The 26,590-nt window shown below is 57.8% G+C and carries 32 protein-coding genes; 25 read left to right on the top strand and 7 right to left on the bottom strand.

Annotated elements, in window-relative coordinates; translation table 11 throughout:
- The first annotated feature begins 220 nt into the window (after positions 1-220).
- From AC1DV6_RS03370 to AC1DV6_RS03355, 4 genes are read left to right on the top strand one after another with little or no spacing between them, the layout of a single operon-like run.
- On the top strand, positions 221-1,288 hold the full coding sequence (locus tag AC1DV6_RS03370) for an RluA family pseudouridine synthase (protein WP_477975120.1): 1,068 nt from the start codon (positions 221-223) through the stop codon (positions 1,286-1,288).
- Entirely contained in the window at positions 1,285-1,959 is a 675-nt protein-coding gene (locus AC1DV6_RS03365) for an HAD family hydrolase (RefSeq protein WP_477975119.1), read from the top strand. Before AC1DV6_RS03370 ends, AC1DV6_RS03365 begins: the two co-directional genes overlap by 4 nt.
- Positions 1,952-2,317 carry a Rieske (2Fe-2S) protein gene (locus AC1DV6_RS03360; protein WP_477975118.1) on the top strand — a complete coding sequence of 122 codons (366 nt, stop codon included), beginning with the start codon at positions 1,952-1,954 and terminating at the stop codon, positions 2,315-2,317. Before AC1DV6_RS03365 ends, AC1DV6_RS03360 begins: the two co-directional genes overlap by 8 nt.
- A gap of 2 nt (positions 2,318-2,319) precedes the next feature.
- Positions 2,320-3,327, top strand: coding sequence for a S49 family peptidase (locus AC1DV6_RS03355; RefSeq protein ID WP_477975117.1), 1,008 nt, complete (start codon positions 2,320-2,322; stop codon positions 3,325-3,327).
- On the opposite strand, the gene AC1DV6_RS03350 is transcribed toward AC1DV6_RS03355, so the two are convergent.
- Together AC1DV6_RS03350 and AC1DV6_RS03345 are read right to left on the bottom strand one after the other, a co-directional pair.
- Positions 3,324-4,088, bottom strand: a complete 765-nt coding sequence (locus AC1DV6_RS03350; protein WP_477975115.1) for an SAM-dependent methyltransferase — start codon at positions 4,086-4,088, stop codon at positions 3,324-3,326. The genes AC1DV6_RS03355 and AC1DV6_RS03350 overlap by 4 nt on opposite strands.
- A complete protein-coding gene (locus AC1DV6_RS03345) occupies positions 4,085-4,687 on the bottom strand; it encodes a Maf family protein (protein WP_477975113.1) in 603 nt (200 codons plus the stop codon). The genes AC1DV6_RS03350 and AC1DV6_RS03345 overlap by 4 nt, the downstream gene beginning before the upstream one ends.
- A 25-nt stretch (positions 4,688-4,712) precedes the next feature.
- Here AC1DV6_RS03345 and AC1DV6_RS03340 point away from each other — a divergent pair, with 25 nt between their 5' ends.
- From AC1DV6_RS03340 to AC1DV6_RS03245, 20 genes are all read left to right on the top strand, one after another.
- Positions 4,713-5,264: a YceD family protein gene (locus tag AC1DV6_RS03340; protein ID WP_477975111.1), complete on the top strand. Its 552-nt coding sequence runs from the start codon at positions 4,713-4,715 to the stop codon at positions 5,262-5,264.
- 113 nt (positions 5,265-5,377) lie between these two features.
- Positions 5,378-5,560 (top strand): 50S ribosomal protein L32, encoded by a 183-nt coding sequence (gene rpmF / locus AC1DV6_RS03335; RefSeq protein WP_105259923.1) that lies wholly within the window; start codon positions 5,378-5,380, stop codon positions 5,558-5,560.
- A 113-nt stretch (positions 5,561-5,673) separates the two neighbouring features.
- Complete coding sequence (gene plsX, locus AC1DV6_RS03330) at positions 5,674-6,699, top strand: phosphate acyltransferase PlsX (protein WP_477975109.1); 1,026 nt, start codon at positions 5,674-5,676, stop codon at positions 6,697-6,699.
- 27 nt (positions 6,700-6,726) lie between these two features.
- Entirely contained in the window at positions 6,727-7,704 is a 978-nt protein-coding gene (locus tag AC1DV6_RS03325; RefSeq protein WP_477975107.1) for a beta-ketoacyl-ACP synthase III, read from the top strand.
- A gap of 49 nt (positions 7,705-7,753) precedes the next feature.
- On the top strand, positions 7,754-8,704 hold the full coding sequence (gene fabD, locus AC1DV6_RS03320) for an ACP S-malonyltransferase (protein WP_477975105.1): 951 nt from the start codon (positions 7,754-7,756) through the stop codon (positions 8,702-8,704).
- Positions 8,701-9,447: a 3-oxoacyl-ACP reductase FabG gene (fabG, locus tag AC1DV6_RS03315; RefSeq protein ID WP_477975103.1), complete on the top strand. Its 747-nt coding sequence runs from the start codon at positions 8,701-8,703 to the stop codon at positions 9,445-9,447. The genes fabD and fabG overlap by 4 nt, the downstream gene beginning before the upstream one ends.
- Before the next feature lie 141 nt (positions 9,448-9,588).
- The gene (gene acpP / locus AC1DV6_RS03310; protein WP_477975102.1) at positions 9,589-9,828 is read left to right on the top strand and encodes an acyl carrier protein; all 240 of its coding nucleotides are present in this window, start codon (positions 9,589-9,591) and stop codon (positions 9,826-9,828) included.
- Positions 9,829-9,841: 13 nt separating this feature from the next.
- Positions 9,842-11,086 carry a beta-ketoacyl-ACP synthase II gene (gene fabF / locus AC1DV6_RS03305; RefSeq protein ID WP_477975100.1) on the top strand — a complete coding sequence of 415 codons (1,245 nt, stop codon included), beginning with the start codon at positions 9,842-9,844 and terminating at the stop codon, positions 11,084-11,086.
- A 102-nt stretch (positions 11,087-11,188) separates the two neighbouring features.
- On the top strand, positions 11,189-11,572 hold the full coding sequence (locus AC1DV6_RS03300; protein WP_477975098.1) for a hypothetical protein: 384 nt from the start codon (positions 11,189-11,191) through the stop codon (positions 11,570-11,572).
- 76 nt (positions 11,573-11,648) lie between these two features.
- Positions 11,649-13,118, top strand: coding sequence for a Do family serine endopeptidase (locus AC1DV6_RS03295; RefSeq protein ID WP_477975096.1), 1,470 nt, complete (start codon positions 11,649-11,651; stop codon positions 13,116-13,118).
- A gap of 479 nt (positions 13,119-13,597) precedes the next feature.
- Positions 13,598-15,409, top strand: a complete 1,812-nt coding sequence (gene lepA, locus AC1DV6_RS03290) for a translation elongation factor 4 (RefSeq protein WP_477975095.1) — start codon at positions 13,598-13,600, stop codon at positions 15,407-15,409.
- Positions 15,409-16,374: a signal peptidase I gene (lepB, locus tag AC1DV6_RS03285; RefSeq protein ID WP_477975094.1), complete on the top strand. Its 966-nt coding sequence runs from the start codon at positions 15,409-15,411 to the stop codon at positions 16,372-16,374. The genes lepA and lepB overlap by 1 nt, the downstream gene beginning before the upstream one ends.
- Before the next feature lie 40 nt (positions 16,375-16,414).
- The gene (locus AC1DV6_RS03280; RefSeq protein WP_477975093.1) at positions 16,415-16,768 is read left to right on the top strand and encodes a DUF4845 domain-containing protein; all 354 of its coding nucleotides are present in this window, start codon (positions 16,415-16,417) and stop codon (positions 16,766-16,768) included.
- Position 16,769: 1 nt separating this feature from the next.
- Positions 16,770-17,456, top strand: a complete 687-nt coding sequence (gene rnc / locus AC1DV6_RS03275) for a ribonuclease III (protein WP_477975092.1) — start codon at positions 16,770-16,772, stop codon at positions 17,454-17,456.
- Between the two features lie 107 nt (positions 17,457-17,563).
- Positions 17,564-18,523 (top strand): GTPase Era, encoded by a 960-nt coding sequence (gene era, locus AC1DV6_RS03270; RefSeq protein WP_241464151.1) that lies wholly within the window; start codon positions 17,564-17,566, stop codon positions 18,521-18,523.
- Between the two features lie 20 nt (positions 18,524-18,543).
- The gene (recO, locus tag AC1DV6_RS03265) at positions 18,544-19,293 is read left to right on the top strand and encodes a DNA repair protein RecO (RefSeq protein ID WP_477975090.1); all 750 of its coding nucleotides are present in this window, start codon (positions 18,544-18,546) and stop codon (positions 19,291-19,293) included.
- Between the two features lie 2 nt (positions 19,294-19,295).
- Positions 19,296-20,042, top strand: coding sequence for a pyridoxine 5'-phosphate synthase (locus AC1DV6_RS03260; RefSeq protein WP_477975088.1), 747 nt, complete (start codon positions 19,296-19,298; stop codon positions 20,040-20,042).
- Between the two features lie 85 nt (positions 20,043-20,127).
- Positions 20,128-20,526, top strand: coding sequence for a holo-ACP synthase (acpS, locus tag AC1DV6_RS03255; protein WP_477975086.1), 399 nt, complete (start codon positions 20,128-20,130; stop codon positions 20,524-20,526).
- A 49-nt stretch (positions 20,527-20,575) separates the two neighbouring features.
- Positions 20,576-21,058 (top strand): hypothetical protein, encoded by a 483-nt coding sequence (locus AC1DV6_RS03250; protein WP_477975084.1) that lies wholly within the window; start codon positions 20,576-20,578, stop codon positions 21,056-21,058.
- A gap of 23 nt (positions 21,059-21,081) precedes the next feature.
- Entirely contained in the window at positions 21,082-21,378 is a 297-nt protein-coding gene (locus AC1DV6_RS03245; protein WP_477975082.1) for a hypothetical protein, read from the top strand.
- 61 nt (positions 21,379-21,439) lie between these two features.
- Here AC1DV6_RS03245 and AC1DV6_RS03240 read toward each other — a convergent pair whose 3' ends face one another.
- The 3 genes from AC1DV6_RS03240 to lysS are packed head-to-tail and all read right to left on the bottom strand — an operon-like array spanning position 21,440 to position 23,862.
- A complete protein-coding gene (locus AC1DV6_RS03240; RefSeq protein ID WP_477975080.1) occupies positions 21,440-21,667 on the bottom strand; it encodes a hypothetical protein in 228 nt (75 codons plus the stop codon).
- Positions 21,668-21,698: 31 nt separating this feature from the next.
- Positions 21,699-22,259 carry a YgjP-like metallopeptidase domain-containing protein gene (locus AC1DV6_RS03235; protein WP_477975078.1) on the bottom strand — a complete coding sequence of 187 codons (561 nt, stop codon included), beginning with the start codon at positions 22,257-22,259 and terminating at the stop codon, positions 21,699-21,701.
- 55 nt (positions 22,260-22,314) lie between these two features.
- Positions 22,315-23,862 carry a lysine--tRNA ligase gene (lysS, locus tag AC1DV6_RS03230; RefSeq protein WP_477975076.1) on the bottom strand — a complete coding sequence of 516 codons (1,548 nt, stop codon included), beginning with the start codon at positions 23,860-23,862 and terminating at the stop codon, positions 22,315-22,317.
- Between the two features lie 91 nt (positions 23,863-23,953).
- Here lysS and AC1DV6_RS03225 point away from each other — a divergent pair, with 91 nt between their 5' ends.
- Positions 23,954-24,517 carry a YggT family protein gene (locus AC1DV6_RS03225; protein ID WP_477975074.1) on the top strand — a complete coding sequence of 188 codons (564 nt, stop codon included), beginning with the start codon at positions 23,954-23,956 and terminating at the stop codon, positions 24,515-24,517.
- Between the two features lie 29 nt (positions 24,518-24,546).
- On the opposite strand, the gene accD is transcribed toward AC1DV6_RS03225, so the two are convergent.
- Together accD and AC1DV6_RS03215 are read right to left on the bottom strand one after the other, a co-directional pair.
- The gene (gene accD, locus AC1DV6_RS03220; protein ID WP_477975072.1) at positions 24,547-25,419 is read right to left on the bottom strand and encodes an acetyl-CoA carboxylase, carboxyltransferase subunit beta; all 873 of its coding nucleotides are present in this window, start codon (positions 25,417-25,419) and stop codon (positions 24,547-24,549) included.
- Between the two features lie 36 nt (positions 25,420-25,455).
- Positions 25,456-26,589 (bottom strand): response regulator, encoded by a 1,134-nt coding sequence (locus AC1DV6_RS03215; RefSeq protein ID WP_477975070.1) that lies wholly within the window; start codon positions 26,587-26,589, stop codon positions 25,456-25,458.
- Position 26,590: the final 1 nt, after the last annotated feature.

Genomic DNA, 26,590 nt, shown 5'->3' with positions numbered 1-26,590 from the left:
ATCTCGTTTCATTCCATTCGCAGACGGCTGCCTGCGAACTTTGGGTATTCCGTTTCAGAGTTTCAATTCGTCGGCTTGGCCAAGGAGACTGCGGGCCATCACAGGCATTTGGCATGTGACTTGCGGGCGGGTCTTCCTGGCGGCATCGACCTTCCAGCGAGGCCGGGGGCAGACTGTGGACTAAACTCCAGACAAATCAACCACTTACGGCACAACGCTAGTGAAACACATTATAGGGGGCAATCCCGCGCCTGCGGGCCCTCCCGTCAAATTGGTCACCGTGGACGAGGAAAGCGCCGGGCAACGCCTGGACAACTTCCTGATGCGACAGCTCAAAGGCGTTCCCAAGACCCATATTTACCGCATCATTCGCAGTGGTGAAGTGCGTATTAATAAGGGACGGGTCAGCGCTGATACGCGCATCCAAGCCGGGGATGTGGTGCGGGTACCGCCGGTTCGGGTGTCCGAACGGGCGGCCGAGAAGACCGAGGCGATGGCCCAGCAGGTGGCCCAACATGCGGCATCGGGTTCCGCGCCCGCACGGGATTTTCCAGTCTTGTACGAGGATGAATGGTTCTTGGCCATCAATAAACCTGCAGGCGTGGCCGTCCATGGTGGCTCCGGCGTCAGTTTTGGAGTCATCGAGCAGTTGCGCATGGCGCGTCCGGGCGCCGACTATCTGGAACTGGTGCATAGGCTGGACCGGGAAACCAGTGGAATTCTGCTGGTCGCCAAGCGGCGCAGTGCGCTCAAAGACCTGCAAAACCAATTCCGCGAACGGGAAACCGGCAAGACTTATCTCGCGATGGCGCTGGGCCATTGGCCCTCTAACAAGAAGGTGCTGGACAAGCCGCTGCACAAATACCTGCTGGCTGGAAAAAACGGCGAAGAGGGTGAGCGGCGTGTCAAGGTGGTTTCAAAGGACGACCCGGATGGCATGCCGTCGCTGACGCTGGTCAAGGTGCGGGCCGCCTCCAAGGAGTTGTCCCTGCTGGAAGTGACGATCAAAACCGGCCGTACGCACCAGATTCGTGTGCACCTGGCGTCCGAGGGTTTCCCGATAGCCGGAGACGACAAATACGGTGACTTTGAGTGGAACAAGGACCGAGCTAAAGCCGTTGGCCCTAAAGCGCTCAAGCGCATGTTTTTGCATGCCTGGAATCTGAAAATCCGCCATCCAAAAACTGGTAAGGCCATCCATCTCGCGGCTGAGTTGCCAGTGGAGCTCGCCGATTACGTGGAGCAAGTTTTGCCCGGCACATACCCGTTTCCTGAGAGTTCATCGTGAGTCCGTCCACTCCACGCACCCGTCAGTTCGATTTGATTGCCTTCGATTGGGATGGCACGCTGTTTGACTCCACCGCCATCATCACGCGCAGTATTCAGTTGGCAGTCGCCGACGTCGGCGGCAAGGTACCCAGCGACCAAGAAGCCTCCTTTGTGATTGGCTTGGGTCTGATGCAGGCATTGGCCCATGCCGCGCCCGATGTGCCGCAGGAAAAATATGCCGAACTGGGCGCCCGCTACCGGCACCACTACAGCCAACACCAGAACGACATTTGCCTGTTCAACGGCGTATTGCCCATGCTCGCAGATTTGCGCGCACGCCAGCACTTGCTGACTGTCGCCACCGGAAAGAACCGCCGCGGGCTGGACGAAGCGCTGCACGCGGTGGAACTCAAAAACCTGTTTGACGGTTCACGCACTGCGGATGAAACGGCGGGCAAGCCGCATCCACAAATGCTGCTGGAGCTGATGCAGGAATTCGGCGTGCCCCGTGAACGTGTGCTGATGATTGGTGACACCACGCACGATTTGCAAATGGCGCTGAACGCTGGTTGCGCCAGTGTAGGTGTGAGCTACGGCGCGCACGAACCCGCTGCGTTTGACGCACTGCAGCCCCGGTTCGTGGCGCATTCGGTGGCCGAGTTGCATGCGTGGTTGATGGCGAATGGCTGACATCATCCCCTTGTGCAACTCGCGCGACCTCGTCAACAGCGGCGAGGCAGTGCCATTTGACGTGGTCTATTGCGGGCGTACCTGCACAGCGTTTGCCATCCGCTATGCCGATGAAGCCCATGCGTATCTGAACCAGTGTTCCCATGTGCCCATGGAGATGGACTACCAGCCCAACCGCTTTTTTGACCTGACGGGCCATGCCTTGATTTGTGCAACCCACGGCGCCACCTATTCACCCCGCACTGGCGAATGTCGAGGCGGCCCGTGCCGAGGCGGATTGGTCAAAATCGCCCTCACAGAACACGATGGCGTAGTGCACTGGCATACTGCCCCCACCCTGAAACCCGTAGATTTTTAACCATGTACGAATCAAATTCGCCCCAAACGCCCGCAGACAGTGCGCAAGCAGCTATCAAAAATGAAGCAACTGGCGTATCTCAAGCGCAAGGCTGGGAGCGCGCTACGCTGGAGAAGCTGGCCATGGCCTCGCTGGTGGAGCAGCGCGCAGCGCGGCGCTGGCGCAATGGCATTCGTCTGGCTTGGCTGGGATTTTTCGTTTTGTTGATCTGGATTGGTCTGAGCCGCGGCGGGCCAGCAACGGATGTCACCAAACCGCATACCGCGGTGGTGGAAATCAAGGGTGAAATTGCATCGGGTACCGATGCCAGCGCCGAACTGGTGGTAGCAGCGATGCGAGCCGCTTTCGAAGACCAGGGCGCACAGGCGGTGGTGCTTCTGATCAACTCACCAGGCGGTAGCCCGGTGCAGGCCGGCATCATCAATGACGAAATCCGCCGGCTGCGTGCCAAGCACAACAAGCCGGTGTATGCGGTGGTGGAAGAGACTTGTGCGTCGGCCGCTTATTACATCGCTGTTGGCGCGGATCAGATTTTTGTCGATAAGGCCAGCGTGGTCGGCAGCATTGGCGTGTTGATGGATGGCTTTGGCTTTACCGGGTTGATGGACAAAATCGGCGTCGAGCGGCGTTTGATGACAGCCGGTGAAAACAAAGGTTTCATGGACCCGTTCAGCCCGCAAACCGAGAAGCAGCGTGTGTTTGCGCAGGCCATGCTGGACCAGATTCACCAGCAATTCATCAAGGTAGTCAAAACAGGTCGCGGCACCCGTCTGAAAGAAACCCCGGAGACTTTCAGTGGCCTTTTCTGGACCGGTCAGCAGGCCGTTGAGATGGGGCTGGCGGACCAATTGGGCAATGTGGATTTTGTGGCGCGTGAAATCGTCAAGGCCGAAGATCTGGTGGACTACACCCGCCGCGACAATGTGGCCGAACGCTTGGCCAAGCGCTTTGGTGCATCGGTGGGTGAATCGATGGCACGCACACTCAAGCTTGCCCCCGCAATCCGCTAGCGACCTATAGCAAACACGGTCGGCGTGCTGTTGTCCAGCACCCATCCGTTCTTTTTCCAGCCTTTGACCCCATCGCTTCGGCATTGCGCCGTGGCCAGCGTCAATCCGCTGGCGGTTGCCAGTCGGGTGTTCTGTTGCAAGCTTTGCAGCAGTGTTTGCAACAATGCCTGATTGCGGTAAGGCGTCTCGATGAAGAGTTGCGTCTGGCCGGTTTTAAGTGCCAGACTTTCCAGTTCGCGAATCCGGCTTGCGCGTTCATCGGGAGCTACCGGCACGTAGCCTACAAATGCGAAATTTTGCCCGTTGAGTCCGCTGGCAGCCAGCGCCAGCAGGATGGACACCGGGCCGACCAGCGGCACGACAGGAATACCCAGATCGTGTGCCGCGCGCACCACCGATGAGCCGGGGTCAGCGATGGCTGGCATACCCGCTTCACTGACCAGCCCCATGGAATGCCCATCCAGCGCAGGTTTCAGCAGGGGGCGCGCATCAAACTGACCACTGTGGTCGCCCTTTTTATGCACTTCGCGGGGTAATTCCTGGATCTGCATGGCTTGCAGTGGCGCGGCCAAAGGGTGGATTTCTGCTACCCGCTTCAGGTAAGCACGTGTGGACTTGGCGTTTTCGCTGACCCAGTGTTGCAGGGTTGCGGCGACCGTCAATGTGCCGGCAGGCATGCTGTCACTCAAGGATGATTGGCTGTCGCAGCCAAAGTCCAGCGGCGCAGGGACCAGGTACAGGGTTCCGGGCCTGGCGGTCATGCTTTAGCCAATAGTGGGATGCCTGCTGCGCGCAACATAGCGGCCGTGCGGATCAATGGAAGGCCGACCAACGCAGTGGGGTCGTCGTTGTCGATTTTCTCCAGCAAAGCAATTCCGAGGCCCTCGCTCTTAGCGCTGCCCGCGCAGTCGTAAGGTTCCTCGGCATGCAGGTAGTGGGTGATCTCGTCATCGGTGAGGTGGCGAAACGTTACACGTACGGGCGCCACGTCTTGCTGGCAGAAACCAGTGTCCTGGCAGACGACAGCCAGCGCGGTCTGAAACACGACGGTTTTCCCGCGCATCTCCTGCAACTGCGCCAATGCCCGTTCGAAATTGCCGGGCTTGCCCAACGCTTTGCCGTCCAGATCGGCAACCTGATCAGAGCCAATCACAACGCAATCGGGAAAACGGGCCGCTACGGCCTGAGCCTTAGACAAAGCCAGCCTCTGGGCCAGCACGAGCGGCGTTTCGCCAGGCAACGAGGACTCGTCAACGTGCGGAGCCTCCACATCAAAAGGAATGCGCAGTCGGGACAGGAGCTCGCGGCGGTAAACCGAAGTGGAGCCCAAAATGAGGCGGCGTGGTGCGGGAATATCCATGGCCTGATTCTCTTACACTGTGGTCATGAAACATCTGCAGGACCCTCGTCGACTGGATATTGCTGCTTTCGCGAAGGAGGGCGGAACGCTTGCGGGCGAAGAACGTTTGGCCAAGTTTGGCCGTCTGATCGAAGAGTCCAAGGGCGTTGGCGCAGAGAATCTGCTGCACTTTGAGGCGCAGGGTAGTGTCAAGGCGGATGCCGCTGGCGTGGACGAGGCCTGGGTACATCTGGCTGCGCATACGACGATTGCGCTGACCTGCCAGCGTTGCCTGGGACCGGTCGATGTTGAAGTCCAATTTGAGCGTGATTTCCGGTTTGTAGCGACCGAAGAACTGGCGGAGATCGAAGATGAGGAGTCCGAGGAAGATGTATTGGTTTTGAGCCGCACATTCGATTTGATGGAGCTGGCAGAGGACGAGTTGCTGATGGACATGCCCACTGCACCCAAGCATGACGTTTGCCCTCAGCCGGTCAAAATGTCAGTCGCTGACACCGGTTTCGTGGCGGAGGAGGTCGAGAAGCCCAACCCGTTTGCGGTGCTGGGAAAGCTTAAAAAAGATGGGCTTGGCGATTGAGGTCTTATTAGGCTATAATCCAAGGCTTCGCGCAGTTTTTCTCACGAGACTTGGCGCATTGACTAACCCTTAACCGTGTTGCACCTGTGCAGCACCTCGCCCAGGAGCGAATCATGGCTGTTCAACAAAACAAAAAGTCCCCATCCAAGCGCGGTATGCACCGTTCGCACAATGCACTGGTAGTGCCCGGTATCGCTGTGGAATCCACCACTGGCGAGACCCACCTGCGTCACCACATCAGCCCCACCGGTTTTTACCGTGGTCGCAAGGTGCTGAAGACCAAATCTGAAGCCTGATCCCCAGCGATCAGCTTGCCAAAAGCCTTAAAGGCCCGAAGCTACGTTTCCAGTAGCATCGGGCTTTTTGCTTTCTGCGCCATTCCTGCCGACATTGACCCCCTTATTTTCTGATGACAACCCTCGCTGTTGATTGCATGGGCGGAGACCATGGCACTGAAGTCACGCTGCCCGCTTGCCGCGCCTTTCTGGACCGCCACCCGGAGGCCTCCCTGATTTTGGTAGGTTTGCCGGAGGTATTTGTCGGGTTCTCGCATCCCCGCGCCAGCGTTGTTGCGGCCAGCGAGGTGGTGGCCATGGATGACCCACTGGAGGTGGCGCTGCGCAAAAAGAAGGATTCGTCTATGCGCATTGCCATTCAGCAGGTCAAGGATGGTGCCGCCCAGGCGGCGGTGTCGGCGGGCAACACTGGTGCTTTGATGGCGATTTCGCGCTATTTGCTGAAAACCCTGGATGGCATCGAGCGTCCAGCGATTGCCGCACAGATTCCCAATGCCCTTGGAGGGGCTACGACCGTGCTCGATTTGGGTGCAAACGTGGATTGCACTGCCGAGCACTTGCTGCAGTTCGCTGTGATGGGGTCGGCGTTGGTGTCTGTGCTCAATAACGATGCATCGCCTTCGGTGGGCTTGCTTAATATCGGTGAAGAAGTCATCAAAGGCAACGAAGTCATCAAAAAAGCGGGTGAACTGTTGCGTTCTGCCGCTAATTCCGGTGATTTGAATTTTTACGGAAATGTCGAAGGCAACGATATTTTTAAGGGCGTGGTCGATATCGTGGTTTGCGACGGTTTTGTCGGAAATGTGGCTCTGAAGACCAGTGAAGGTCTTGCCGGGATGATCGGTGGTTTTTTGAAGGCTGAGTTTTCTCGCAATATATTTACAAAAATTGCTGCGATCCTCTCTTATTCTGTTTTAACTTCGCTTAAAAATCGAGTTGACCACCGTCGCTATAACGGTGCGGCTCTATTGGGATTGCGTGGACTGGTCTTTAAAAGCCACGGATCGGCCGATGCCCTGGCCTTTGGGAACGCATTGAACCGCGCGTATGATGCAGCCCGAAACAACTTGCTTGACCGCGTCCAGGTCCGTATCGCTCATGCAGCACCTTTGTTGGTGCCTGCTCCCGAAGCGGTCTGATCCTCGCGGGTGCACATTGCGCCATTCATGAGACGATTTTCAAAAATTACAGGTACCGGTAGCTACTTGCCGCCGCGGCGCCTGACCAATGCAGACCTGGTTGCCCAATTGGCAGCCACCGGCGTGGAAACCTCGGACGAGTGGATTGTCGAGCGGACGGGCATCCGTGCGCGCCACTTTGTCGATGACGGGGTATTTAGCAGCGACCTGGGACTGGAAGCCGCCAAGAGTGCATTGGCCGCCGCCGGCCGTACTCCGCAGGAAGTCGATCTGATCATCGTGGCCACGTCGACCCCCGACATGGTGTTTCCGTCCACCGCCTGCATTCTGCAAAACAAGCTGGGCGCCAATGGCGGTGCGGCGTTTGACGTTCAAGCGGTTTGCAGCGGCTTTGTTTATGCGCTGACCATTGCGGACGCGATGATCCAGTCGGGATCAGCCAAATGCGCGCTGGTCATCGGCACTGAAGTTTTCTCCCGTATTCTGGATTTCAAGGATCGGACCACCTGCGTGCTGTTTGGTGACGGCGCGGGCGCGGTGGTGCTGGAAGCGTCAGACACGCCCGGCGTGCTGGCTTCCGATCTTCACGCCGACGGCAAACACGTGGGCATTTTGTGTGTACCGGGCCATGTATCGGGCGGACATATCCTGGGCGATCCCTTGCTCAAGATGGACGGTCAGGCCGTTTTTAAATTGGCTGTGGGGGTACTGGAAAGCGCTGCGCGCGCCACGCTGGCCAAGGCTGGGAAAACGGAGGCCGATATTGATTGGCTGATTCCGCACCAGGCCAATATCCGAATCATGCAAAGCACTGCCAAAAAGCTGAAACTGTCTATGGACAAAGTGGTGGTGACGGTTGACCAGCATGGCAACACGTCTGCGGCGTCTATCCCCTTGGCGCTGGATTGGGCGGTGCGCGGCGGCAAGATCAAATCCGGTGACACATTAATGCTTGAGGGTGTTGGTGGTGGTTTTACCTGGGGCGCGGTGCTATTGAATTGGTAGCTGCTTACGCACACTCTGTGCGCTCTACAGCCACTTTTTATATAAATCTATGAAGCAATTTGCATTTGTTTTTCCTGGCCAGGGCTCGCAGTCGGTCGGCATGCTCGACGTCTGGGGCGATCACCCGCTGGTGGTTCAGACCCTGAAAGAAGCTTCTGATGCGCTGGGCGAAGACCTGGGCCGCTTGATCCAGGAAGGCCCCAAGGAAGATCTGGCGCTGACCAGCAATACCCAGCCCGTCATGTTGGTGGCGGGTGTCGCGGCCTACCGTGTATGGATGTCGGAAGTCGGCATTGCGCCCAACGCGGTGGCAGGTCACTCGCTGGGCGAATACACGGCATTGGTTGCTGCCGGTGCGCTGACCTTGGCGCAAGCGATTCCACTGGTGCGTCTGCGGGCGCAGGCCATGCAGGAAGCGGTCCCTGTGGGCACGGGAGCGATGGCCGCAATCTTGGGCATGGACGCTGCGAAGGTCGCTGCCGGCTGCCTTGAAGTGACGCAATCTTTCGGCGTACAAAGCAATGAAGTGGTGGAGGCCGCGAACTTCAACGATCCTTCACAAACCGTGATTTCCGGTAGCAAGCTGGCTGTCGAGAAAGCGTGCGAGGTGCTAAAGGCCAACGGCGCCAAACGGGCACTGCCATTGCCGGTGTCAGCACCGTTCCACTCCAGTCTGATGCGCCCTGCGGCCGAAAAGCTGCGCGAGCGTCTGGAGGCGATTGAGTTTGCCACTCCGCAAATTGCACTGATCAACAATATAGATGTCGCCGTTGAAGTGGATGCAGACCGCATCCGCGACGCGCTGTACCGCCAGGCGTTTGGTCCGGTGCGCTGGGTGGAGTGCGTGCAAGCGATCAAGGCACGTGGGCTGGAGACTGTCGTCGAATGTGGCCCGGGCAAGGTGTTGGCAGGTATGGTTAAGCGTATTGACGCTGGAATGACAGGTCTGCCCTTGTTTGACTCGGCCAGCCTGTTGGAAGTCAAAGGAGCCTTGGAATGAGTGAAGTGCAATTTGCAGGGCAGGTGGCGCTGGTCACCGGCGCATCGCGCGGTATTGGCGCATCGATTGCGCTGGAGCTGGCACGCAAAGGTCTGCGCGTCTATGGGACTGCTACCTCTGCCGCTGGTGCAGAACATATTCAACAAGCCTTGGCGGCGTTCCCTGATTGTTCCGGGCGGGTACTGGACGTGACCGACAGGGAAGCGGGCGACGCATTGGTAGACGCTATCGTCAAGGAAGCGGGCGCTTTGCATGTGCTGGTGAATAACGCCGGCATCACCCGTGACACGCTGGCGATGCGGATGAAGGATGACGATTGGGACGCAGTGATCGCGACCAATCTGAAAGGCGTTTTCGGCATGAGCCGCGCTGTGATCCGTCCGATGATGAAGCAGCGCTACGGCCGCATCATCAGTATTACGTCAGTGGTGGGTGCGTCTGGCAACCCCGGTCAGGCCAACTATGCGGCCGCCAAGGCAGGTGTGGCGGGCATGGCGCGTGCGCTGGCCCGTGAGCTGGGTTCGCGCAATATCACCGTGAATTGCGTGGCGCCCGGGTTTATTGAAACTGACATGACGGCCGGGTTAAATGAGGAGCAACAGAAGGCTCTGCTGGGGCAAATCCCGCTCGGTCATCTGGGAAAACCCTCGGATATTGCGCACGCCGTGGCCTACTTGGCCTCGCCCCAGGCCAGTTATGTGACGGGTCAGGAGCTGCACGTCAATGGTGGTATGTACATGTGATACTTTGCGGGACAGATCTTTAGCTCTGTCCCCAACTGGTTGGAAAAATGGGCCGAAATGTCCGCTCGGCTGCCTGCCTAGAGTTCGCACTCTAAGCGCAGGTAAAATCGCGGATTCTTTTACAACCCTTAGAGGGACCCCATGAGCGATATCGAAGTACGCGTCAAAAAAATAATTGCCGAACAACTCGGAGTTGAAGAGTCACAAGTCACCAACGAAAAAGCCTTCGTGGCCGATCTGGGTGCTGATTCTCTGGACACCGTGGAACTGGTAATGGCGCTGGAAGACGAATTCGGCATTGAGATTCCGGACGAAGACGCAGAAAAAATCACGACGGTGCAAAACGCCATCGATTACGCCACTAACCACAAAAAGGCCTAAAGGCCGATTGCCTATGTCCCGTCGTCGTGTAGTTGTCACTGGTTTGGGTTGTGTCAGTCCCGTAGGCAATACGGTCACGGAGGCTTGGGCCAATGTGTTGGCAGGCAAGTCAGGCATTGACCTGATCACCCGGTTTGATGCGTCTGCCTTTGCCTGCAAGATAGCCGGCGAAGTGCGAGGTTTCAATGTGGAGTCGTATATGACTTCCAAGGAAGCCCGCACGATGGACACCTTTATCCATTACGGTATTGCTGCAGCGGTACAGGCAGTGCAGGACTCTGGCTTGCCCACCGGTGAAGCGCTGGATGAAGAAATGGCAACCCGCATCGGTTGCCTGATTGGTTCGGGCATCGGCGGTCTGCCGATGATCGAAGAGACGCACACCGAATTGACGAACCGCGGCCCACGCCGCATTTCGCCATTTTTCGTGCCTGCGTCCATCATCAATATGACCGCTGGCCATGTGTCGATCCGGTTTGGCTTCAAGGGCCCGAACCTTGCCATCGTCACAGCCTGCACCACGGGTTTGCACTGCATAGGCGAGGCAGGCCGCATGATCGAGTACGGTGACGCTGACGTGATGGTGGCAGGTGGCTCCGAAGCCACGGTGTCTCCGCTGGGTATTGGCGGTTTTGCCGCGATGCGCGCAATGAGCACCCGCAATGACGACCCAGCCACAGCTTCGCGCCCCTGGGACAAAGACCGCGATGGTTTTATATTGGGCGAGGGCGGCGGTGTGATGGTGCTCGAAGAGTACGAACATGCCAAGGCACGCGGTGCCAAGATTTACGCTGAACTGGCGGGCTTTGGCATGAGCGCCGATGCCGGCCACATGACCGCTCCCAACATGGACGGCCCGCGCCGCGCCATGGTCAATGCCATGCGCAACGCAGGCGTGAATGCGGACCAGGTCGATTACCTGAATGCGCACGGCACATCCACTCCGTTGGGCGATCTCAACGAGACCAATGCGATCAAGGCCGCGCTGGGCGACCATGCCAAGAACATGGTGGTCAGTTCTACCAAATCCATGACCGGTCACTTGCTGGGTGGCGCGGGCGGTTTGGAGTCCGTGTTCACGGTGCTGGCACTGCACCACCAAAAGTGTCCACCGACCATCAACATTTTCAACCAGGATCCCGAGTGCGATCTGGACTACTGCGCCAACACTGCGCGCGATATGCAGATTGATGTTGCGGTGAAGAACAACTTCGGCTTTGGCGGTACCAACGGTACCTTGGTATTCAAGCGGATCTGACCGCCACGGTCGATCGATGGGCGTATGCATCGGCCGCCTGCAGTTAGCCACCACGTAGCGAGGTCCCAGTGGCACGGATTCTTGCTGCTGGGCCTTTGGCTGATGGCACTCGGACCCTTGTTTTACGTCTCTGTTTCGCACCGATCTCTCTTGCCTTCCGCTGCACTTTCCGCGATTTGGCTAATCTGCGGATGGGTTGCCCTGCGTGCATGGTCTGCTTCAGCCAAAGGGCTACTCCAATGGGATGGTGAGCACTGGCATTGGATTCAGAGTGGCGAAGGTCAAGCTTGCCAAGTGCAGATGGCGTGGGATTTTCAACATCTTGTTTTGATACGGCTGACCGTCGCCGAAACCCCTATCCAGTGGCTGTGGCTGGAATCCGGCGCAAGCGTGTTTCAATGGAATGCTTTGCGCAGGGCCTTGGTGAGTGCGGAGGCCGGATTTACCGAACCTTCACCCATCAGTGATCTTGAAGGTCAACGATGAGTCACCATATTTCGTTCGAAGCCTAGGCTGGCTTCTTTTTGAATCGCATTGACCGTTTGTACTTGGAGAGAAACTGATGAAAATCTTGGCAATACAAGCTTTGCGCACTTTGACAGTCGCGGTGGCCCTGGGCAGTACCGCGTTGTTCGTAACTGCGCCCCTGCAACCCGTCTATGCCCAAGCGCGTGGGCTACCGGACTTTACCGATCTGGTGGAGCAGGTAGGTCCCTCGGTGGTCGGTGTTCGCACCCTGGAAAAATTGATTCCGCGTGTCCAGCAGCGACTCAACGACGAAGAAATGCTGGAGTTCTTCCGCCGTTTTGGGTTACCGGTACCTAATACCCCGCGCCAGACCCCCCGGCAAAGCCAGCCGCAGCAAGAGGCCGAGCCCCAACCCCGCGGTGTTGGCTCGGGCTTTATCCTGTCTGCCGATGGTTTTATCATGACCAATGCCCATGTGGTGGAAGGTGCGGATGAGGTGTTGGTGACGCTGACCGACAAGCGCGAATTCAAGGCCAAGATCATTGGTTCGGACACGCGTAGCGATATAGCAGTTGTGAAAATCGAAGCCACTGGGCTACCGGCTGTTCGGATTGGCGACGTCAATCGTCTGAAGGTTGGAGAGTGGGTCATGGCGATCGGCTCACCATTCGGTCTGGAAAATACCGTTACTGCCGGCATCGTCAGCGCCAAACAGCGCGACACCGGCGGTGACCTTCCGCTGATTCAGACCGATGTGGCAATCAATCCTGGTAATTCGGGCGGCCCACTGCTCAATATGCGCGGTGAGGTGGTCGGCATCAACAGTCAGATCTATTCCCGATCAGGCGGTTTCATGGGTATTTCGTTTGCAATCCCCATGGACGAAGCGGTGCGGGTCAGCGAGCAGTTGCGCACCAATGGGCGTGTGACCCGCGGTCGCATTGGGGTGACTATCGATCAGGTCAGCAAGGAAGTGGCGGAGTCCATTGGTTTGGGTAAGGCTGCGGGAGCAATGGTGCGCGGCGTTGAATCCGGTGGACCGGCCGACAAAGCGGGTATCGAAGCTGGCGACATCATTACCAAGGTGGACGGCAAAACGGTCGATAGCTCAAACGATCTGCGCCGTTTGGTGGGTGGAGCCAAGCCCGGGGCCAAGAGCACCATCACCGTGTTCCGCCGTGGCGCCAGCAAAGATCTGAGTGTCGTGGTTGCGGAGCTAGAAGAAAAGCCAGTCGCCAAGGCCGTCAGTAAGGAGGACAAATCCAAAGCCGCGGCTGCGCAAAGCTTCGGCCTGGCAGTGAGCGGACTCACTGAAGCGCAGAAGAAAGAGATCGGCGTCAAGAGCGGTGTGCGCGTAGATGCTGCAGTTGAAGGCGCTGCGCGCGCAGGTTTACGTGAAGGCGACGTGGTCATTGAGGTTGGCAACCTGGTGGTGGCATCGGTCAAGGATTTCGATGCTGCGATTGCCAAGAGCGACAAGAGCAAACCCCTCACGGTTTTGTTCCGTCGCGGAGAGTGGACCCAGTACGCGGTAATACGCCCTAACCGCCCCTCGAAGGATTAAACGGGCATAGCCCGCAACTTTTGCGGGCTATTGACTAGGCTTTTGCGCCCAAGCGACAAAAATATTTTTGTCGCTTGGGTGAGAAGACTTGGTGTTTGCGCCTACTAACTTTAGTTGAGTGCGTGCATTTTGGTTAGAATAACGGCGTCTCTCAGCCCATTATGGGTATATGGGTGCCCTAAATCTCCGTGTTTTGCGATGTTATCGGCTCCCCCACAGTCGATCCACAGATCACCCACAAGTTGTCCAGAGCCTTTCAGCTCAAAATTGTTTATAAGCTGTGAATAAGTTTACTGTTGTCGCATCGCAACGACCCCAAAAGGTGATTTTTGGTGCTGTGCACCCCGGACTTTTTGCCTACAATGAAGCTCCAACCTTCGCAGTTGCCAAAGATTGTTGGTTCAGGGCGCGTCGTCAACCGACGCGCCCTTTTTTCTTGCCCGCTCCGTTTTAATTCAATCACTTGAAGCTTGTCGTTGATGAATCACATCAGAAATTTCTCCATCATTGCGCACATTGATCATGGCAAATCCACGCTCGCCGACCGCTTGATCCAACGTTGCGGCGGCCTTGAAGCACGCGAGATGGAAGCGCAGGTGCTCGACTCCATGGACATCGAGAAAGAGCGTGGGATAACCATCAAGGCGCAGACCGCTGCACTGCAATACAAGGCCAAAGACGGACAGGTCTACAACCTCAATCTGATCGACACACCTGGGCATGTGGACTTCTCGTACGAAGTGAGCCGATCACTCTCCGCATGCGAAGGCGCGTTGCTGGTTGTGGATGCATCACAAGGTGTGGAAGCACAGACCGTGGCGAATTGCTACACCGCGCTGGACCTGGGCGTGGAAGTGCTGCCGGTCTTGAACAAGATTGATCTGCCCAACGCGGACCCTGACAACGCGCGCAGCGAAATCGAAGATGTGATCGGCATCGACGCGACTGACGCTCTCGTGTGCTCCGCCAAAACTGGCCTGGGGATCGAAGAGATCCTGGAAATGATTGTGGCCAAGGTGCCTGCACCGAAGGGCAATCCTGACGCGCCGCTGCGCGCGATGATCATCGACAGCTGGTTCGATCCCTATGTCGGCGTGGTGATGCTGGTGCGTGTGGTCGACGGTCGTCTGGGCAAGGGTGAGCGCATCAAGATGATGGCGTCTGGCGCGATGTACAACGCCGACAATGTGGGCGTATTCACCCCCGCCAACCAGCCGCGCCAGTCGCTAGAAGCGGGCGAAGTGGGTTACATCATTGCAGGCATCAAGGAGTTGCAAGCGGCTAAGGTCGGCGACACCGTCACGCTGATCAAGTCCGGCACTGGCGGGGCTGCTGCCACCGCCACCGAGGCGCTTCCGGGTTTCAAGGAAATCCAGCCTCAGGTGTTTGCCGGTCTGTATCCAACCGAAGCCAGCGAGTACGACTCGCTGCGCGATGCGCTGGAGAAGCTCAAGCTCAACGATGCCTCATTGCATTACGAGCCGGAAGTGTCCCAAGCGCTCGGATTCGGTTTCCGTTGCGGCTTCCTGGGCCTGCTCCATATGGAGATCGTGCAAGAGCGCCTGGAGCGTGAGTTCGACCAGGACCTGATCACCACCGCGCCCAGCGTGGTCTACCAGGTGGTGAAGAACGATGGCGAAGTGGTGATGGTGGAAAACCCGTCCAAGATGCCAGAGATTGGCAAGACGGCCGAGATTCGAGAGCCCATCGTCACGATGCACCTCTATATGCCGCAAGAGTATGTGGGTGTCGTGATGACACTGGCAGTCCAAAAGCGCGGCGTGCAAATGAATATGGCCTACAAAGGTCGCCAGGTCGTGTTGACTTACGAGATGCCGCTGGCCGAAATCGTGCTCGATTTCTTTGACAAACTCAAGAGTGTGAGTCGGGGCTACGCCTCCATGGATTACGAATTCAAAGAATACCGAGCGGCCGATGTGGTCAAGGTGGACATCTTGTTGAATTCCGAGAAGGTCGATGCGCTGTCTATCATGTTGCATCGCGCCCAGAGCCAATACCGCGGCCGCGCCGTGGTGGCGAAGATGCGTGAGATCATTTCCCGCCAGATGTACGACGTAGCGATCCAGGCGGCCATCGGCGCCAACATCATTGCGCGTGAGACAATCAAAGCGCTGCGCAAAAACGTCTTGGCCAAATGCTATGGCGGCGATATTTCACGCAAACGCAAGCTCCTCGAAAAGCAAAAAGCAGGCAAGAAACGCATGAAGCAAATCGGTTCCGTGGAAGTTCCACAAGAGGCCTTCCTCGCAATTTTGCAGGTGGAAGACTGATGCAAGCCTTTACCTCTGCGGTACTGGCCGCTTTTGTTTTATATCTGGCCTCCTGGTACTTCGGTGCCGTTGAAGGCAACTTCGCCTTGGTTCTGTTTTTGGCCAGTGTTGTGACCGGTTTGTACTGGCTGGCCGAGCGTTTTTACTTTTTACCGCAGCGCCAAAAGGCGGCGGCGGCGCTGGAAGCGAATGACATTCAACGCCGAGCAGAGTTGAACAGCAAGGGCATCACCCAAGTAGACGGCGATATTGCGCAAGCGCGCGAAACACTGCTGATGCAGCCCTGGTGGCTGGATTGGACCGCGGGGCTGTTCCCGGTAATCATTACCGTGTTTCTGCTACGGGCTTTTTTGTTTGAGCCCTTCAAGATACCTTCCGGCTCCATGATTCCCACCTTGCTGGTGGGCGACCTGATCCTCGTCAACAAGTTTACCTACGGCTTGCGCTTGCCAGTACTGAACACCAAGATCACTGAGGGAACGCCGCCCCAGCGCGGCGACGTCATGGTGTTCCGCTATCCGCCCAAGCCCAGCCAGGACTACATCAAGCGCGTGGTTGGTGTACCTGGCGATACCGTGGCCTACAAAAACAAGCGACTCACTGTCAATGGCGAAGTGATGGATACCCAGACACTTCCAGAGTTCTTTGATGAAGATGCGATGCGCTACTTCAAGCAGTTTGAAGAAACGCTTGGGGGCAAGAAGCACCGACTGTTGAACAATGATGACGCGCCTGCATTTGTTGCCGGCGCCAGCGCATTCGACGGCCGCGAGGGATGTACCTATACCGTTGAAGGAGTGACCTGCAAGGTGCCTGTTGGACACTACTTCATGATGGGCGACAATCGGGATAATTCTCTGGATTCCCGCTATTGGGGATTCGTGCCGGAGAAGAATATAGTTGGCAAGGCATTTCTGGTGTGGATGAACTTTGGTAATCTTCGCCGGATCGGTTACTTTGACTGATGCCTGTATTCAATTCAGTGAACTTGGTAGGGGACAAAAAATGACAGTGCAAACTCGGTCCAAACAACGCGGTATCTCGTTTATCGGACTCATATTTGTGGGCGCAGTGCTGGCCATGGCTGGTGTCGTCGCAGCGCAAGTATTTCCTACTGCCGTGGAGTACATGGCGATCCAGAAGGCTGTCAACCGCGCCAAAGATGGCAGCACGGTCCAGGAAGTTCAGAATCTGTTCGACAAATCAAGTGCCATTGATGACATCAAGTCCATCTCTGGCAAGGATTTGATCGTCACCAAAGAGGGGGACAAAGTAGTCGTTAGCTTTTCCTATGAACGGGAAATCCATCTGGCAGGCCCCGCGTTCCTGACGCTGAAATACGCTGGTCGTTCCAAATAAGGTGGCTGATGGTCTGGTGGAGTTGCAGCGGCGCTTGCAACATGAATTCTCCACCCCGTCCCTGCTGGCCAGGGCGCTGACCCACCGCAGCTTTTCGAGTGACCATTACGAGCGCTTGGAGTTTTTGGGCGATTCGGTTCTCAATCTCGCTGTCTCTGATCTGCTCTATTCCCGTCTTGGGTCCTTGCCCGAAGGCGATCTCTCGCGTGTGCGCGCCAATCTCGTCAAACAGGACACCTTGCATCAACTGGCAGTGGGCCTAGGGCTGCCGGATGTACTCAAGCTGGGCGAAGGCGAAGTGCGATCGGGCGGCCAAAAGCGCCCCTCCATATTGGCAGATACGCTGGAGGCGGTGATTGGTGCGGTCTATCTGGATGCCGGTTTTGCCAGTGCACAGGCGCTGGTGCACCGCTTGTTTGACGCGGTAGAGATCAATCCCCAGATGGATGCGATTGGCAAAGATCCCAAGACTGAACTGCAAGAGTGGCTGCAAGGTCGCAAGATGAAGTTGCCCGTCTACAAAGTGGTGGGCACCATCGGTGCCGCCCATAAACAGAGCTTCGATGTGGAATGCGAGATTCCCGAGCTATTGCTGGCAGAGCGCGGCATTGGCGGCTCCCGGCGCGCGGGTGAACAGGCCGCCGCGGCCGCGATGCTGCAAACACTCAAGACCAAGGTAAAGCCATGACAACCGCTCCTAAAAAGATAGCTCCTTCCGCAAAATCTACGGCTTCTAAAGGCAAAAAGGATGTGGAAATCACCTCTGAGCCCGAAGTGCAGGAAAACCTGGACGCGATGCTCGAAGGTCTGCTCAAAAGCACACCCAAGCTGGCCCAGCCAGGCACGAAGGCCGAAGACCAACGCTGCGGTCTGGTGGCGATTGTGGGCAAGCCCAATGTCGGCAAGTCCACCCTGCTGAATGCACTGGTGGGTCAGAAGATCAGCATCACATCACGCAAGGCGCAAACCACGCGCCATCGCATTACCGGCATGCATACCTTGGGTAACACCCAGTTTGTGTTTGTGGATACACCGGGTTTTCAGACTCTGCATGCCAACGCCCTGAATAAGTCACTGAACAAAACGGTGCAAGGCGCGGTGGCGGATGTAGATTTGATTCTGTTTGTGGTGGAAGCTGGCAGCTTTACGCCTGCCGACGCGCGCGTATTGGCGCTGTTGGGCAAAGACATTCCCACCCTGTTGATCGCCAACAAGCTCGACAATGTTCACCGTCGTGGTGATATCGCGCCCTGGCTGCAAACCATGACTGACAAACACAAGTTTGCCGAGTTTGTGCCCATGTCGGCGAAGAATGCCAAAGACATTCCCCGTCTGCTCGCAATTTGTGAAAAGTACCTGCCCGAGCAGGCTTGGTGGTACGCCGAAGACGAGCTGACTGACCGCAGCGAGAAATTTCTGGCCAGCGAGTTGGTTCGCGAAAAGCTGTTTCGCCTCACCGGTGATGAACTGCCTTACACGTCCACCGTCATCATCGACAAGTTTGAAGAAGAGCCGCCGCAGAAAAAAGGGCAGAAGCGCCTGCTGCGCATTGCCGCGACCATTGTGGTGGAACGCGACACGCACAAGGCCATGGTGATCGGTGACAAGGGCGAGCGCATCAAGCGCATCGGCATGGAAACCCGCGTGGAACTGGAAAAGCTGGCCGACGCCAAAGTTTTCCTGGAGATGTGGGTGAAAGTGCGCTCTGGCTGGGCTGACGACGAGGCCCGCGTTCGTTCCTTCGGCTACGAGTAGCATTTCAATAGCATTTTCGCGTGGCCACCAAGCGCATTAGCGACGAGCCGGCCTACGTCCTGCACCGCTACGACTGGAGCGAGTCCAGCCTGATTCTGGAAGTCTTCACCCGCCACTACGGGCGCATTGCGCTGGTGGCCAAAGGTGCCAAGCGGCCCAGCTCCAGCTTCCGTCCCATTCTGTTGCCGCTGCAGCCCTTGCATGTAGCCTTTGGGGGGGATGCCGAAATTCGCACGCTCAAGAGCGCCGAATGGCAGGGTGGCCATGTGATGCCCACGGGCGATGCGCTGCTGTCCGGCTACTACATCAATGAACTGCTGTTGACGCTGTTGGCGCGGGACGATACGCATGCGGCGCTGTTCGATATTTACGATCGGGTGGTTCAGGTCATTGCCAGCGAGCACGGCGAAGTATTGCAGGCCGCGTTGCGTACCTACGAATTGCTTCTACTGCGCGAAATTGGCCTGCTGCCCGCATTGGATCGACAGACAATGACCTTGGCGCCGCTGCAGGCAGAGGCGCGCTATGTGCTGGTCCCCGAGGGTGGTTTGCGGCAGGCGCACAGTGAGGACCGGGCAACGCTCACCGGTGCGCAGTGGCTGCAACTGCAATCCGCCATTCACGACAGTGCGCCCTTCACAACCACACTGCGGGCCTGTGCCGACATGATGGCCGAGCTCAAGCCTCAGTTGCGCCACCTGCTGCACTACCATTGCGGTGTCAAAACCCTGCGAACCCGGCAGATGATGATCGACATTCAAGCACTGTGACCATGACTACCCATCTCTCCGTCAACCTCAACAAAGTGGCCCTGGTACGCAATACGCGTCACTTGGGCATCCCCAGCGTGACACGTGCCGCTACGCTGTGCCTGCAGGCCGGCGCCGCGGGCATTACCGTGCATCCGCGCCCCGACGCACGCCATATTCGCCCCGACGATGTTCGAGATCTGGGCGAACTTCTGAAGTCTTGGCCAGACCGCGAATACAACATTGAGGGCAACCCGTTTCACAATCTGATGGACACGATGCGCGACCTGCTGGACCGCAAGCTGCCAGTGCACCAGGTCACTTTTGTGCCGGATTCCGAGGGGCAATTCACCAGCGATCACGGCTGGAATTTTCCCCAAGACGCCAACCGCCTGCGCCCGCTGATCGCCCACACCAAGTCCTGGGGGCTGCGCGTGAGCCTGTTTATGGACGCTGATCCGGGTGCGATGCTGGCCGCCAAAGAGGTGGGCGCAGACCGCGTGGAGCTGTACACCGAGCCTTACGCTGCCGCCTGGGGCACGCCGGGGCAGGGTGTTCAGCTCGAGCGCTTTGCGCAAGCAGCCCGCGCTGCATTGAAAGTGGGGCTGGGCATCAACGCCGGGCACGATCTGAACCGCGACAACCTCGCTGCCTTTGCGCAGCAGGTTCCCGGGTTGCAGGAAGTTTCGATTGGCCATGCGCTGATTTCCGATGCGTTGGAGCTTGGCTACGACGCCACCATCAAAGCATATCTGGAGTGCTTGGCATGAGTGGCGCCGGGCCGTCCCAAGCCGCGCAAGCCCCCATGGGGGGCAGCGACCCGCGTGAGCGGTGCAGCGTGGGGGCAATATTCCAATGATTTACGGCATAGGCACCGACATCTGCGACGTGCGCCGTATCCGCGCCAGTCTGGAAAAGCACGGTGACAGGTTTGCCGCCAAAGTGCTGTCGGAGGGCGAGTTCAAAATCTGGAAGGCGCGCAGCGCCCGTTGGCCTGAGCGCGGTGTACGCTATCTGGCGACCCGTTTCAGCGCCAAAGAGGCCTTCAGCAAGGCCATTGGCCTTGGCATGCGCATGCCCATGACCTGGCGCCTGTGCGAGATAGCCAACGAGCGCAGCGGCAAGCCCTATATCGTGCTGCACGGTGGGCTCAAGGAATGGTTTGAAGCCCGCCATCTCCAAGTGCTGGTTACAGTGACTGACGAAACGGATTACGCAGCCAGTTTCTGTGTAGTAGAAACCATCGTTACTTAGCGCCCGAACCCGTGTAAAGTTCGGCACATTCTCAATTTCAAGGCGTTTTATGCGTGCGATTCGTATCCTTTTTCCCGTGGCGTTGGTAGCCATTGCCAGCCTGCAACCTGCAGCTGCCCAGACCAAGGCCGTGTTGGCCAAGGCCAATGCCGAGTTCTACAAACAGGCCACCGGCCTGTCCACCAGTCTGGCCGATCTGACAAAGCGCATTTCTACGGCGTCGCCCAATGACCGCGACATGCTCAAGCTGGTGGTCAGCCAGCTCAATGTCATCAATGCCAACGCAGAAGGCGTGCTGGACCTGGGCGCGCTGACCACCGAACTGCGTGATGCAGGCGACGTGGCCATTGTCAAAAGACACCTGACAGCGCGCTGCGCTACGTTCCGCTCCTCGGCAGAGGCCACGGCTAAATATATCGAGAGTGTGTCTGCCAATATTGCTGCGGTGGCAACTGCCGCCGAAGTGAAGCAGGCCCGTGAACTGTTGGTGCAAATGGGGCAGAGCGCCATTTGCGGCCCAGCTGGCAAGTAATTTTCTTATTGATGGAGAGAACAATGACAATGAAATCCCTGCTCGCAGCGGTTGCCTTGTGCGCCCTGGGAGCCTCTGCCTTCGCGCAGCAGACCCATCCGGTTACCGCAGCGCCTGCTCCCACACCCATGACTGCGCCTGCTGTGTCGGCGATGCCTGTGGCTGCCCCCTCCCCCGCGACGGCGCATACCAAGGCCGCCAATGTCAGCAAGACCAAACGCACTGGTGCAAGCACCAAGAAGTCTGCGCACAAGAAGGTGGCCCATAAAAAGGCTGTCAAAAAGCAGCACAAGGTGAAGCACAAGAAAACTGCGCAATAAGCCACGTGGCTTGCAAAAAAAGGGCCTCTTTCGCGGCCCTTTTTGCATGGTGTGGCGCTCCTTAGGGGGAGCGGTGCAGGCGGGGTGCTGACAGTGCGGAAATCTGGTCTTCTGTTGCGCTGTCGATTTGCGGGTGGCGTGCGAGCTGGCCGGATGTGGTCAGCAGGGCACGCAGTTGCTGCACATCACGCACGGTGGGTGCAACCCGGATTTGTGCCAGCGCCGCCTGGCTGTTGCCGCCCTGAATGATGGCGGCCACTTTGATGGCCCATGCGCTTTGACGTGACATATGGATTATTTTGCGAACGAAGGACAGCCCATCATACGGAGTTTCCCGTTGTCTGTTGCCATAGCCGTGTCCCCAAGCTGTCCAGATGCGTCAGGTACACACGTACCTCAAACTCCAGCTGGTGGTAGCTCGGCTCCATGTAATGGCACAGCTGGTAAAACGCCTTGTCGTGCTCGCGTTCGCGCAAATGCGCCAGTTCGTGCACGACGATCATCCGCAGAAACTCGGAGGGCGTGTCCTTGAACAGCGAGGCGATGCGGATTTCGCGTTTGGCCTTGAGCTTATTGCCCTGTACGCGAGACACCGTGGTGTGCGTGCCCAGCGCGTTGCGCATCACATGCAGCTTGCTGTCGTAATGCACCTTCGATAGCGCATCCGCACCGCGCAGGTATTCCTGGCGCAGCTCCTGCACGTAGTCAAACAGCGCGCTGTCGGTGCGCAGTCCGTGGCCTTGCGGGTATTTGCGCGTGAGCCAGTCACCCACCTTCTGCTCTTGCAGCATGTGGGCGACTTGCGCCAATGTCTCCTGCGCGTAGCCCTGCAGATAGGGCAGGTAGGCAACAGGCCTTGCTGCAGTTGCTATGTTTTTCATAGCTTGTTACGCACATTCTGCTGGCGTTTCAGCCCGTTTTCATTGGAAAATTGAATTAAACTTCGCGGCGTAGCGCTGGGAACAGGATCACGTCGCGGATGCTGGGGCTGTCGGTCAACAGCATCATCAGCCGGTCGATACCCACGCCGCAGCCGCCTGTCGGTGGCATGCCGTATTCCAGCGCGCGCACAAAGTCGTGGTCGTAGAACATGGCTTCATCGTCACCGCTGTCCTTGGCCACCACCTGCGCATTGAAGCGTGCGGCCTGGTCTTCGGCGTCATTCAGCTCGGAGAAGCCGTTGCCGAATTCGCGGCCGGTGATGTAAAGCTCAAAGCGCTCGGTCACTTCGGGGCGCTCGTCGTTGGCGCGCGCCAGCGGCGAGATTTCGGTGGGGTGCTCCATGATGAAGGTGGGGTTCCACAACTTCTCTTCGACAGTCTCTTCAAAGTAGAGCACTTGCAGGCTGGCCAGTGTGCGACCCGCGAGCTTATTCTTGGCCTCGTTCAGTCCCAACTTCTTCAATGCGTTGGTCAGCCAGGTTGCGTCGTTGACGTTATCGCCGGCTTCGGTGTATTTGCGGATGGCTTCGACAATCGTCAGCCGCTCAAACGGCTGGGCCAGGTCCACCGGCTTGCCGGCGTAGGTGAGTTGGAGCGAACCGGTGGCGCGCTGTGCGGCGTCGCGGATCAGCTTTTCGGTGTAGTCCATCAGGTCCTGGTAGTTCCAGTACGTCGCGTAGAACTCCATCATCGTGAACTCGGGGTTGTGGCGTACCGAGATGCCTTCGTTGCGGTAGCTGCGGTTGATCTCGAACACGCGCTCAAAGCCGCCGACGATCAGGCGTTTCAGGTAAAGCTCGGGCGCGATACGCAGGAACATTTCCTGGTCCAGCGCGTTATGGTGCGTCTTGAACGGCTTGGCGTTGGCGCCACCGGGGATGGGGTGCAGCATGGGCGTTTCGACTTCCAGGAAGTCGTGCGCCACCATGAATTCGCGCAGGGCGCTGACGGCTTTGCTGCGCGCCATGAAACGTTTGCGCGCTTCCACGTCGGTCATCAGATCGACATAGCGCTGGCGGTACTTGGTTTCCTGGTCCGCCATGCCGTGGAACTTGTCGGGCATCGGGCGCAGGCTCTTGGTCAAGAGGCGTACGCTGGTGGCGTGGATCGACAGTTCGCCGGTGCGGGTCTTGAACACGGTGCCTTCAGCGGCGACGATGTCGCCCAGATCCCAGTGTTTGAACGCGGCGTACAGCTCTTCGCCCACGTCTTCACCCTTGACGTAAATCTGGATGCGGCCACCCGTGGTGCCTAGCGATGAATCCTGCAAGGTGCAGAAGCTGGCCTTGCCCATTACGCGCTTGAGCATCATGCGACCGGCTACCTTGGCGGTCGCGCCCAGTGCGGCCAACTCTTCGGTGGTCTTGGCTTCAAATTCGGCGAACAGCGCCTCGGCCTTGTGGCTGGGTTTGTAATCGTTCGGGAAGGCCACGCCTTTGCCGTCTACCTGCTGCTGGCGAATGGCTTTGAGTTTTTCGCGGCGCTCCAGAATCAGCTGGTTTTCGTCGATAGGGGCGGGTGCGGCGGGTGTTGTATCAGACATGGGATTCAATGCGTAGCGGAACCCGTGATTCTAAGAGGGAAGCCGCCCCTGCGCGCTATGATGGCGGCGCCACTTTTGGATGCCCGCCTCTATGTTTGAAATTGCCTCGCTGTTGCTGGAAGTCATTGCCGGTTTGTTGGCCGGTATGTGCCTGCTGCGCCTGTACATGCAATTCCAGCGCATCCCCATGTCGGCGCGCTCCGGTAACCCGATGGGCAACTTCATTTTTGCGACCACTGACTGGCTGGTACTGCCCCTGCGCAAGGTACTTCCGGCGATGGGTCGGCTAGACACCGCCAGCTTGATCGGTGCCTATTTGATTGAGCTGGTCCGGTTCTTATTGCTGTGGCTGTTGGTAGGCATGGCAGGCAGCCCGATTCCCATCCTGATTTACACGCTGTTTGCAGTGGCGCAGATGTGTGTCTACGGCCTGACGATTATGGTGATTGTCTATGCCGTGCTGTCCTGGGTCCAGACCCAGTCGCCCGCTGCGGACCTGCTGGAGCGCCTGGTGATGCCGGTGCTGATACCCATACGGCGCGTGCTGCCGCTGGTGGGTGGCGTGGATCTGTCGCCGCTGGTGTTGTTGGTGCTGTTGCAGATACTGGGCATTCTGCTGGGCAAAGTCCAGGCAGCCGTACTGATGCTGCTGTAAAAAAGGCCCTCTTCAGAGGGCCTTTTTGTCTAGATCACAGCATCGGCAGGTAGTCGCTGCAACATCGCCAGTGAGTCGGCAATGGTCCTGCGCAGTTCACGCCGGTCGCTGATGAAATCCACCGCGCCCTTGGTCTGCAGGAATTCGGCACGTTGAAAGCCTTCCGGCAAAGTTACGCGCACGGTTGATTCGATCACACGGGGGCCGGCAAAGCCGATCAGCGCTTTTGGCTCGGCAATCACAATGTCGCCCAAAAATGCAAATCCAGCGCTAACGCCGCCCATGGTCGGGTCGGTCAGCACGCTGATATAGGGCAGGCCCTTCTTGGCCAAGCGGGTCAAAGACGCATTGGTTTTGGCCATTTGCATCAGCGAGAGCAAGCCTTCCTGCATGCGTGCGCCACCAGTGGCGGTGAAGCAAATGAAAGGCACTTTCTGTTCGATGGCAGTTTCGACACCGCGCACAAAGCGCTCGCCAACGACCGATCCCATCGAGCCGCCCATGAATTCAAATTCAAAGCAGGCGGCGACCAGGCTAATGCCATGCACCGCACCGCCCATGACGATCAGCGCGTCGGTCTCCCCGGTGTTTTCCAGCGCCTCTTTCAGACGTTCGGGGTATTTGCGGCTGTCCTTGAACTTCAATGGGTCAATGGGCAGCACTTCCTGGCCGATCTCGTAACGGCCTTCGTTGTCCAGAAAGACGTTCAGGCGGGCGCGGGCGCCAATGCGGTGGTGGTGGCTGCAGCTGGGGCAGACATTCTGGTTTTGCTCCAAATCGGTCTTGTAGAGCACCGCTTCGCAGCTGGGGCACTTGATCCACAGGCCTTCCGGCACGCTGCGGCGGTCCGCAGGGTCGGTTTGCTGAATTTTGGGGGGTAACAGTTTTTCTAACCAACTCATAGTCTCACTCGCTTCCAGGTTCCGCGAAAGTCCAGATTATGGCCGTTTTGCCAACTCGTCATCCGTATTGGCGTATCGGTCGGCGATGGCCATGCATTCCAGCTGGACGGCGACGAAAGCGTCCACGACATCCGGGTCAAAGTGGCGGCCCCGACCTTCCTCGATGATTTGCATGGCGTCCTGGTGCGAAAAGGCGGGTTTGTAGACGCGTCGGCTGATCAATGCATCGTAGACGTCGGCAATTGCCATCAGGCGGGCCGACAGCGGTATAGCGTCTCCGGCCAGCCCCTCTGGGTAGCCGGTGCCGTCCCACTTTTCCTGGTGCGACAGGGCAATCTCCTTGGCGACTTGCAAAAAAGGGACGTGTTTGCCCAGACGCGCCTCGGCGCTCTCAATCGCGACTTTGCCCAGCGTGGTGTGGGTCTTCATCACCTCAAACTCCTCGGCGGTCAGTTTTCCCGGTTTAAGCAGGATGTCGTCCGCTATGCCGACTTTGCCAATGTCGTGCAAGGGTGCAGACTTGAACAGCAGGTCGATTGCGGTGTCGTTGAGGGCTGCCGAAAACTTGGGGTGCTTCTGTAACTGTTGGGCGATCAGCTTGACGTAGTGCTGGGTGCGAATAATGTGATTGCCCGTTTCGTTGTCGCGGGTTTCCGCCAGCGAGGCCATCATCAGGATGGTTACATCCTGAACGTCATGCACCTCCTCGGTCCGACGTAGCACTTCCTGCTCCAGGAACGCATTTTTATCTTTGAGGAAATCGGAGGCAGATTTCAGGGCCAGGTGGTTTTTGACCCGCATCAGCATGATGGGTGGGCTGATGGGTTTGGTGAAATAGTCCACCGCGCCCATGGCAAGGCCCGCCTGTTCATCGCGGATTTCATTGCGCGCCGTCATGAAAATCACAGGAATATCGCGCGTCGCCGGATTGGCCTTGAGTTGCTGCAAAACCTCGTAGCCGTCGATCTCCGGCATCATGACATCCAGCAAAATCAAATCAGGCGGATTATCTGCCTGCGCGATCTTCAGCGCCCGCGCGCCGGTGGAGGCGACCTTGACCCGGTAATCAGTCTCCAGCAAATCGGTCATCAGCGACAGATTGGAGGGCGTGTCGTCCACCACCAACACGGTGGCACGTGCATCGGTTATGGGCGGCGCATTGTGGGTCATT

The sequence above is a fragment of the Rhodoferax sp. P2_H8_2 genome, from assembly GCF_056403235.1.
This window is presented reverse-complemented; position numbering and strand designations above follow the sequence as displayed.

What these genes read in the sequence shown, in the direction of transcription:
- AC1DV6_RS03355 (WP_477975117.1), top strand. Translation starts at nt 2,320, where the DNA reads ATGTACGAATCAAATTCGCCCCAAACGCCCGCAGACAGTGCGCAAGCA.
- fabF (WP_477975100.1), top strand. Translation starts at nt 9,842, where the DNA reads ATGTCCCGTCGTCGTGTAGTTGTCACTGGTTTGGGTTGTGTCAGTCCC.
- AC1DV6_RS03350 (WP_477975115.1), bottom strand. Translation starts at nt 4,088, where the DNA reads ATGACCGCCAGGCCCGGAACCCTGTACCTGGTCCCTGCGCCGCTGGAC.
- lysS (WP_477975076.1), bottom strand. Translation starts at nt 23,862, where the DNA reads ATGTCTGATACAACACCCGCCGCACCCGCCCCTATCGACGAAAACCAG.
- AC1DV6_RS03340 (WP_477975111.1), top strand. Translation starts at nt 4,713, where the DNA reads ATGAAACATCTGCAGGACCCTCGTCGACTGGATATTGCTGCTTTCGCG.
- AC1DV6_RS03250 (WP_477975084.1), top strand. Translation starts at nt 20,576, where the DNA reads ATGCGTGCGATTCGTATCCTTTTTCCCGTGGCGTTGGTAGCCATTGCC.
- AC1DV6_RS03345 (WP_477975113.1), bottom strand. Translation starts at nt 4,687, where the DNA reads ATGGATATTCCCGCACCACGCCGCCTCATTTTGGGCTCCACTTCGGTT.
- acpS (WP_477975086.1), top strand. Translation starts at nt 20,128, where the DNA reads ATGATTTACGGCATAGGCACCGACATCTGCGACGTGCGCCGTATCCGC.
- era (WP_241464151.1), top strand. Translation starts at nt 17,564, where the DNA reads ATGCTCGAAGGTCTGCTCAAAAGCACACCCAAGCTGGCCCAGCCAGGC.
- plsX (WP_477975109.1), top strand. Translation starts at nt 5,674, where the DNA reads ATGACAACCCTCGCTGTTGATTGCATGGGCGGAGACCATGGCACTGAA.
- AC1DV6_RS03215 (WP_477975070.1), bottom strand. Translation starts at nt 26,589, where the DNA reads ATGACCCACAATGCGCCGCCCATAACCGATGCACGTGCCACCGTGTTG.
- fabG (WP_477975103.1), top strand. Translation starts at nt 8,701, where the DNA reads ATGAGTGAAGTGCAATTTGCAGGGCAGGTGGCGCTGGTCACCGGCGCA.
- fabD (WP_477975105.1), top strand. Translation starts at nt 7,754, where the DNA reads ATGAAGCAATTTGCATTTGTTTTTCCTGGCCAGGGCTCGCAGTCGGTC.
- AC1DV6_RS03300 (WP_477975098.1), top strand. Translation starts at nt 11,189, where the DNA reads ATGGCACTCGGACCCTTGTTTTACGTCTCTGTTTCGCACCGATCTCTC.
- AC1DV6_RS03240 (WP_477975080.1), bottom strand. Translation starts at nt 21,667, where the DNA reads ATGTCACGTCAAAGCGCATGGGCCATCAAAGTGGCCGCCATCATTCAG.
- AC1DV6_RS03295 (WP_477975096.1), top strand. Translation starts at nt 11,649, where the DNA reads ATGAAAATCTTGGCAATACAAGCTTTGCGCACTTTGACAGTCGCGGTG.
- AC1DV6_RS03260 (WP_477975088.1), top strand. Translation starts at nt 19,296, where the DNA reads ATGACTACCCATCTCTCCGTCAACCTCAACAAAGTGGCCCTGGTACGC.
- acpP (WP_477975102.1), top strand. Translation starts at nt 9,589, where the DNA reads ATGAGCGATATCGAAGTACGCGTCAAAAAAATAATTGCCGAACAACTC.
- accD (WP_477975072.1), bottom strand. Translation starts at nt 25,419, where the DNA reads ATGAGTTGGTTAGAAAAACTGTTACCCCCCAAAATTCAGCAAACCGAC.
- AC1DV6_RS03235 (WP_477975078.1), bottom strand. Translation starts at nt 22,259, where the DNA reads ATGAAAAACATAGCAACTGCAGCAAGGCCTGTTGCCTACCTGCCCTAT.
- lepA (WP_477975095.1), top strand. Translation starts at nt 13,598, where the DNA reads ATGAATCACATCAGAAATTTCTCCATCATTGCGCACATTGATCATGGC.
- rpmF (WP_105259923.1), top strand. Translation starts at nt 5,378, where the DNA reads ATGGCTGTTCAACAAAACAAAAAGTCCCCATCCAAGCGCGGTATGCAC.
- AC1DV6_RS03280 (WP_477975093.1), top strand. Translation starts at nt 16,415, where the DNA reads ATGACAGTGCAAACTCGGTCCAAACAACGCGGTATCTCGTTTATCGGA.
- AC1DV6_RS03325 (WP_477975107.1), top strand. Translation starts at nt 6,727, where the DNA reads ATGAGACGATTTTCAAAAATTACAGGTACCGGTAGCTACTTGCCGCCG.
- lepB (WP_477975094.1), top strand. Translation starts at nt 15,409, where the DNA reads ATGCAAGCCTTTACCTCTGCGGTACTGGCCGCTTTTGTTTTATATCTG.
- AC1DV6_RS03360 (WP_477975118.1), top strand. Translation starts at nt 1,952, where the DNA reads ATGGCTGACATCATCCCCTTGTGCAACTCGCGCGACCTCGTCAACAGC.
- AC1DV6_RS03225 (WP_477975074.1), top strand. Translation starts at nt 23,954, where the DNA reads ATGTTTGAAATTGCCTCGCTGTTGCTGGAAGTCATTGCCGGTTTGTTG.
- AC1DV6_RS03245 (WP_477975082.1), top strand. Translation starts at nt 21,082, where the DNA reads ATGACAATGAAATCCCTGCTCGCAGCGGTTGCCTTGTGCGCCCTGGGA.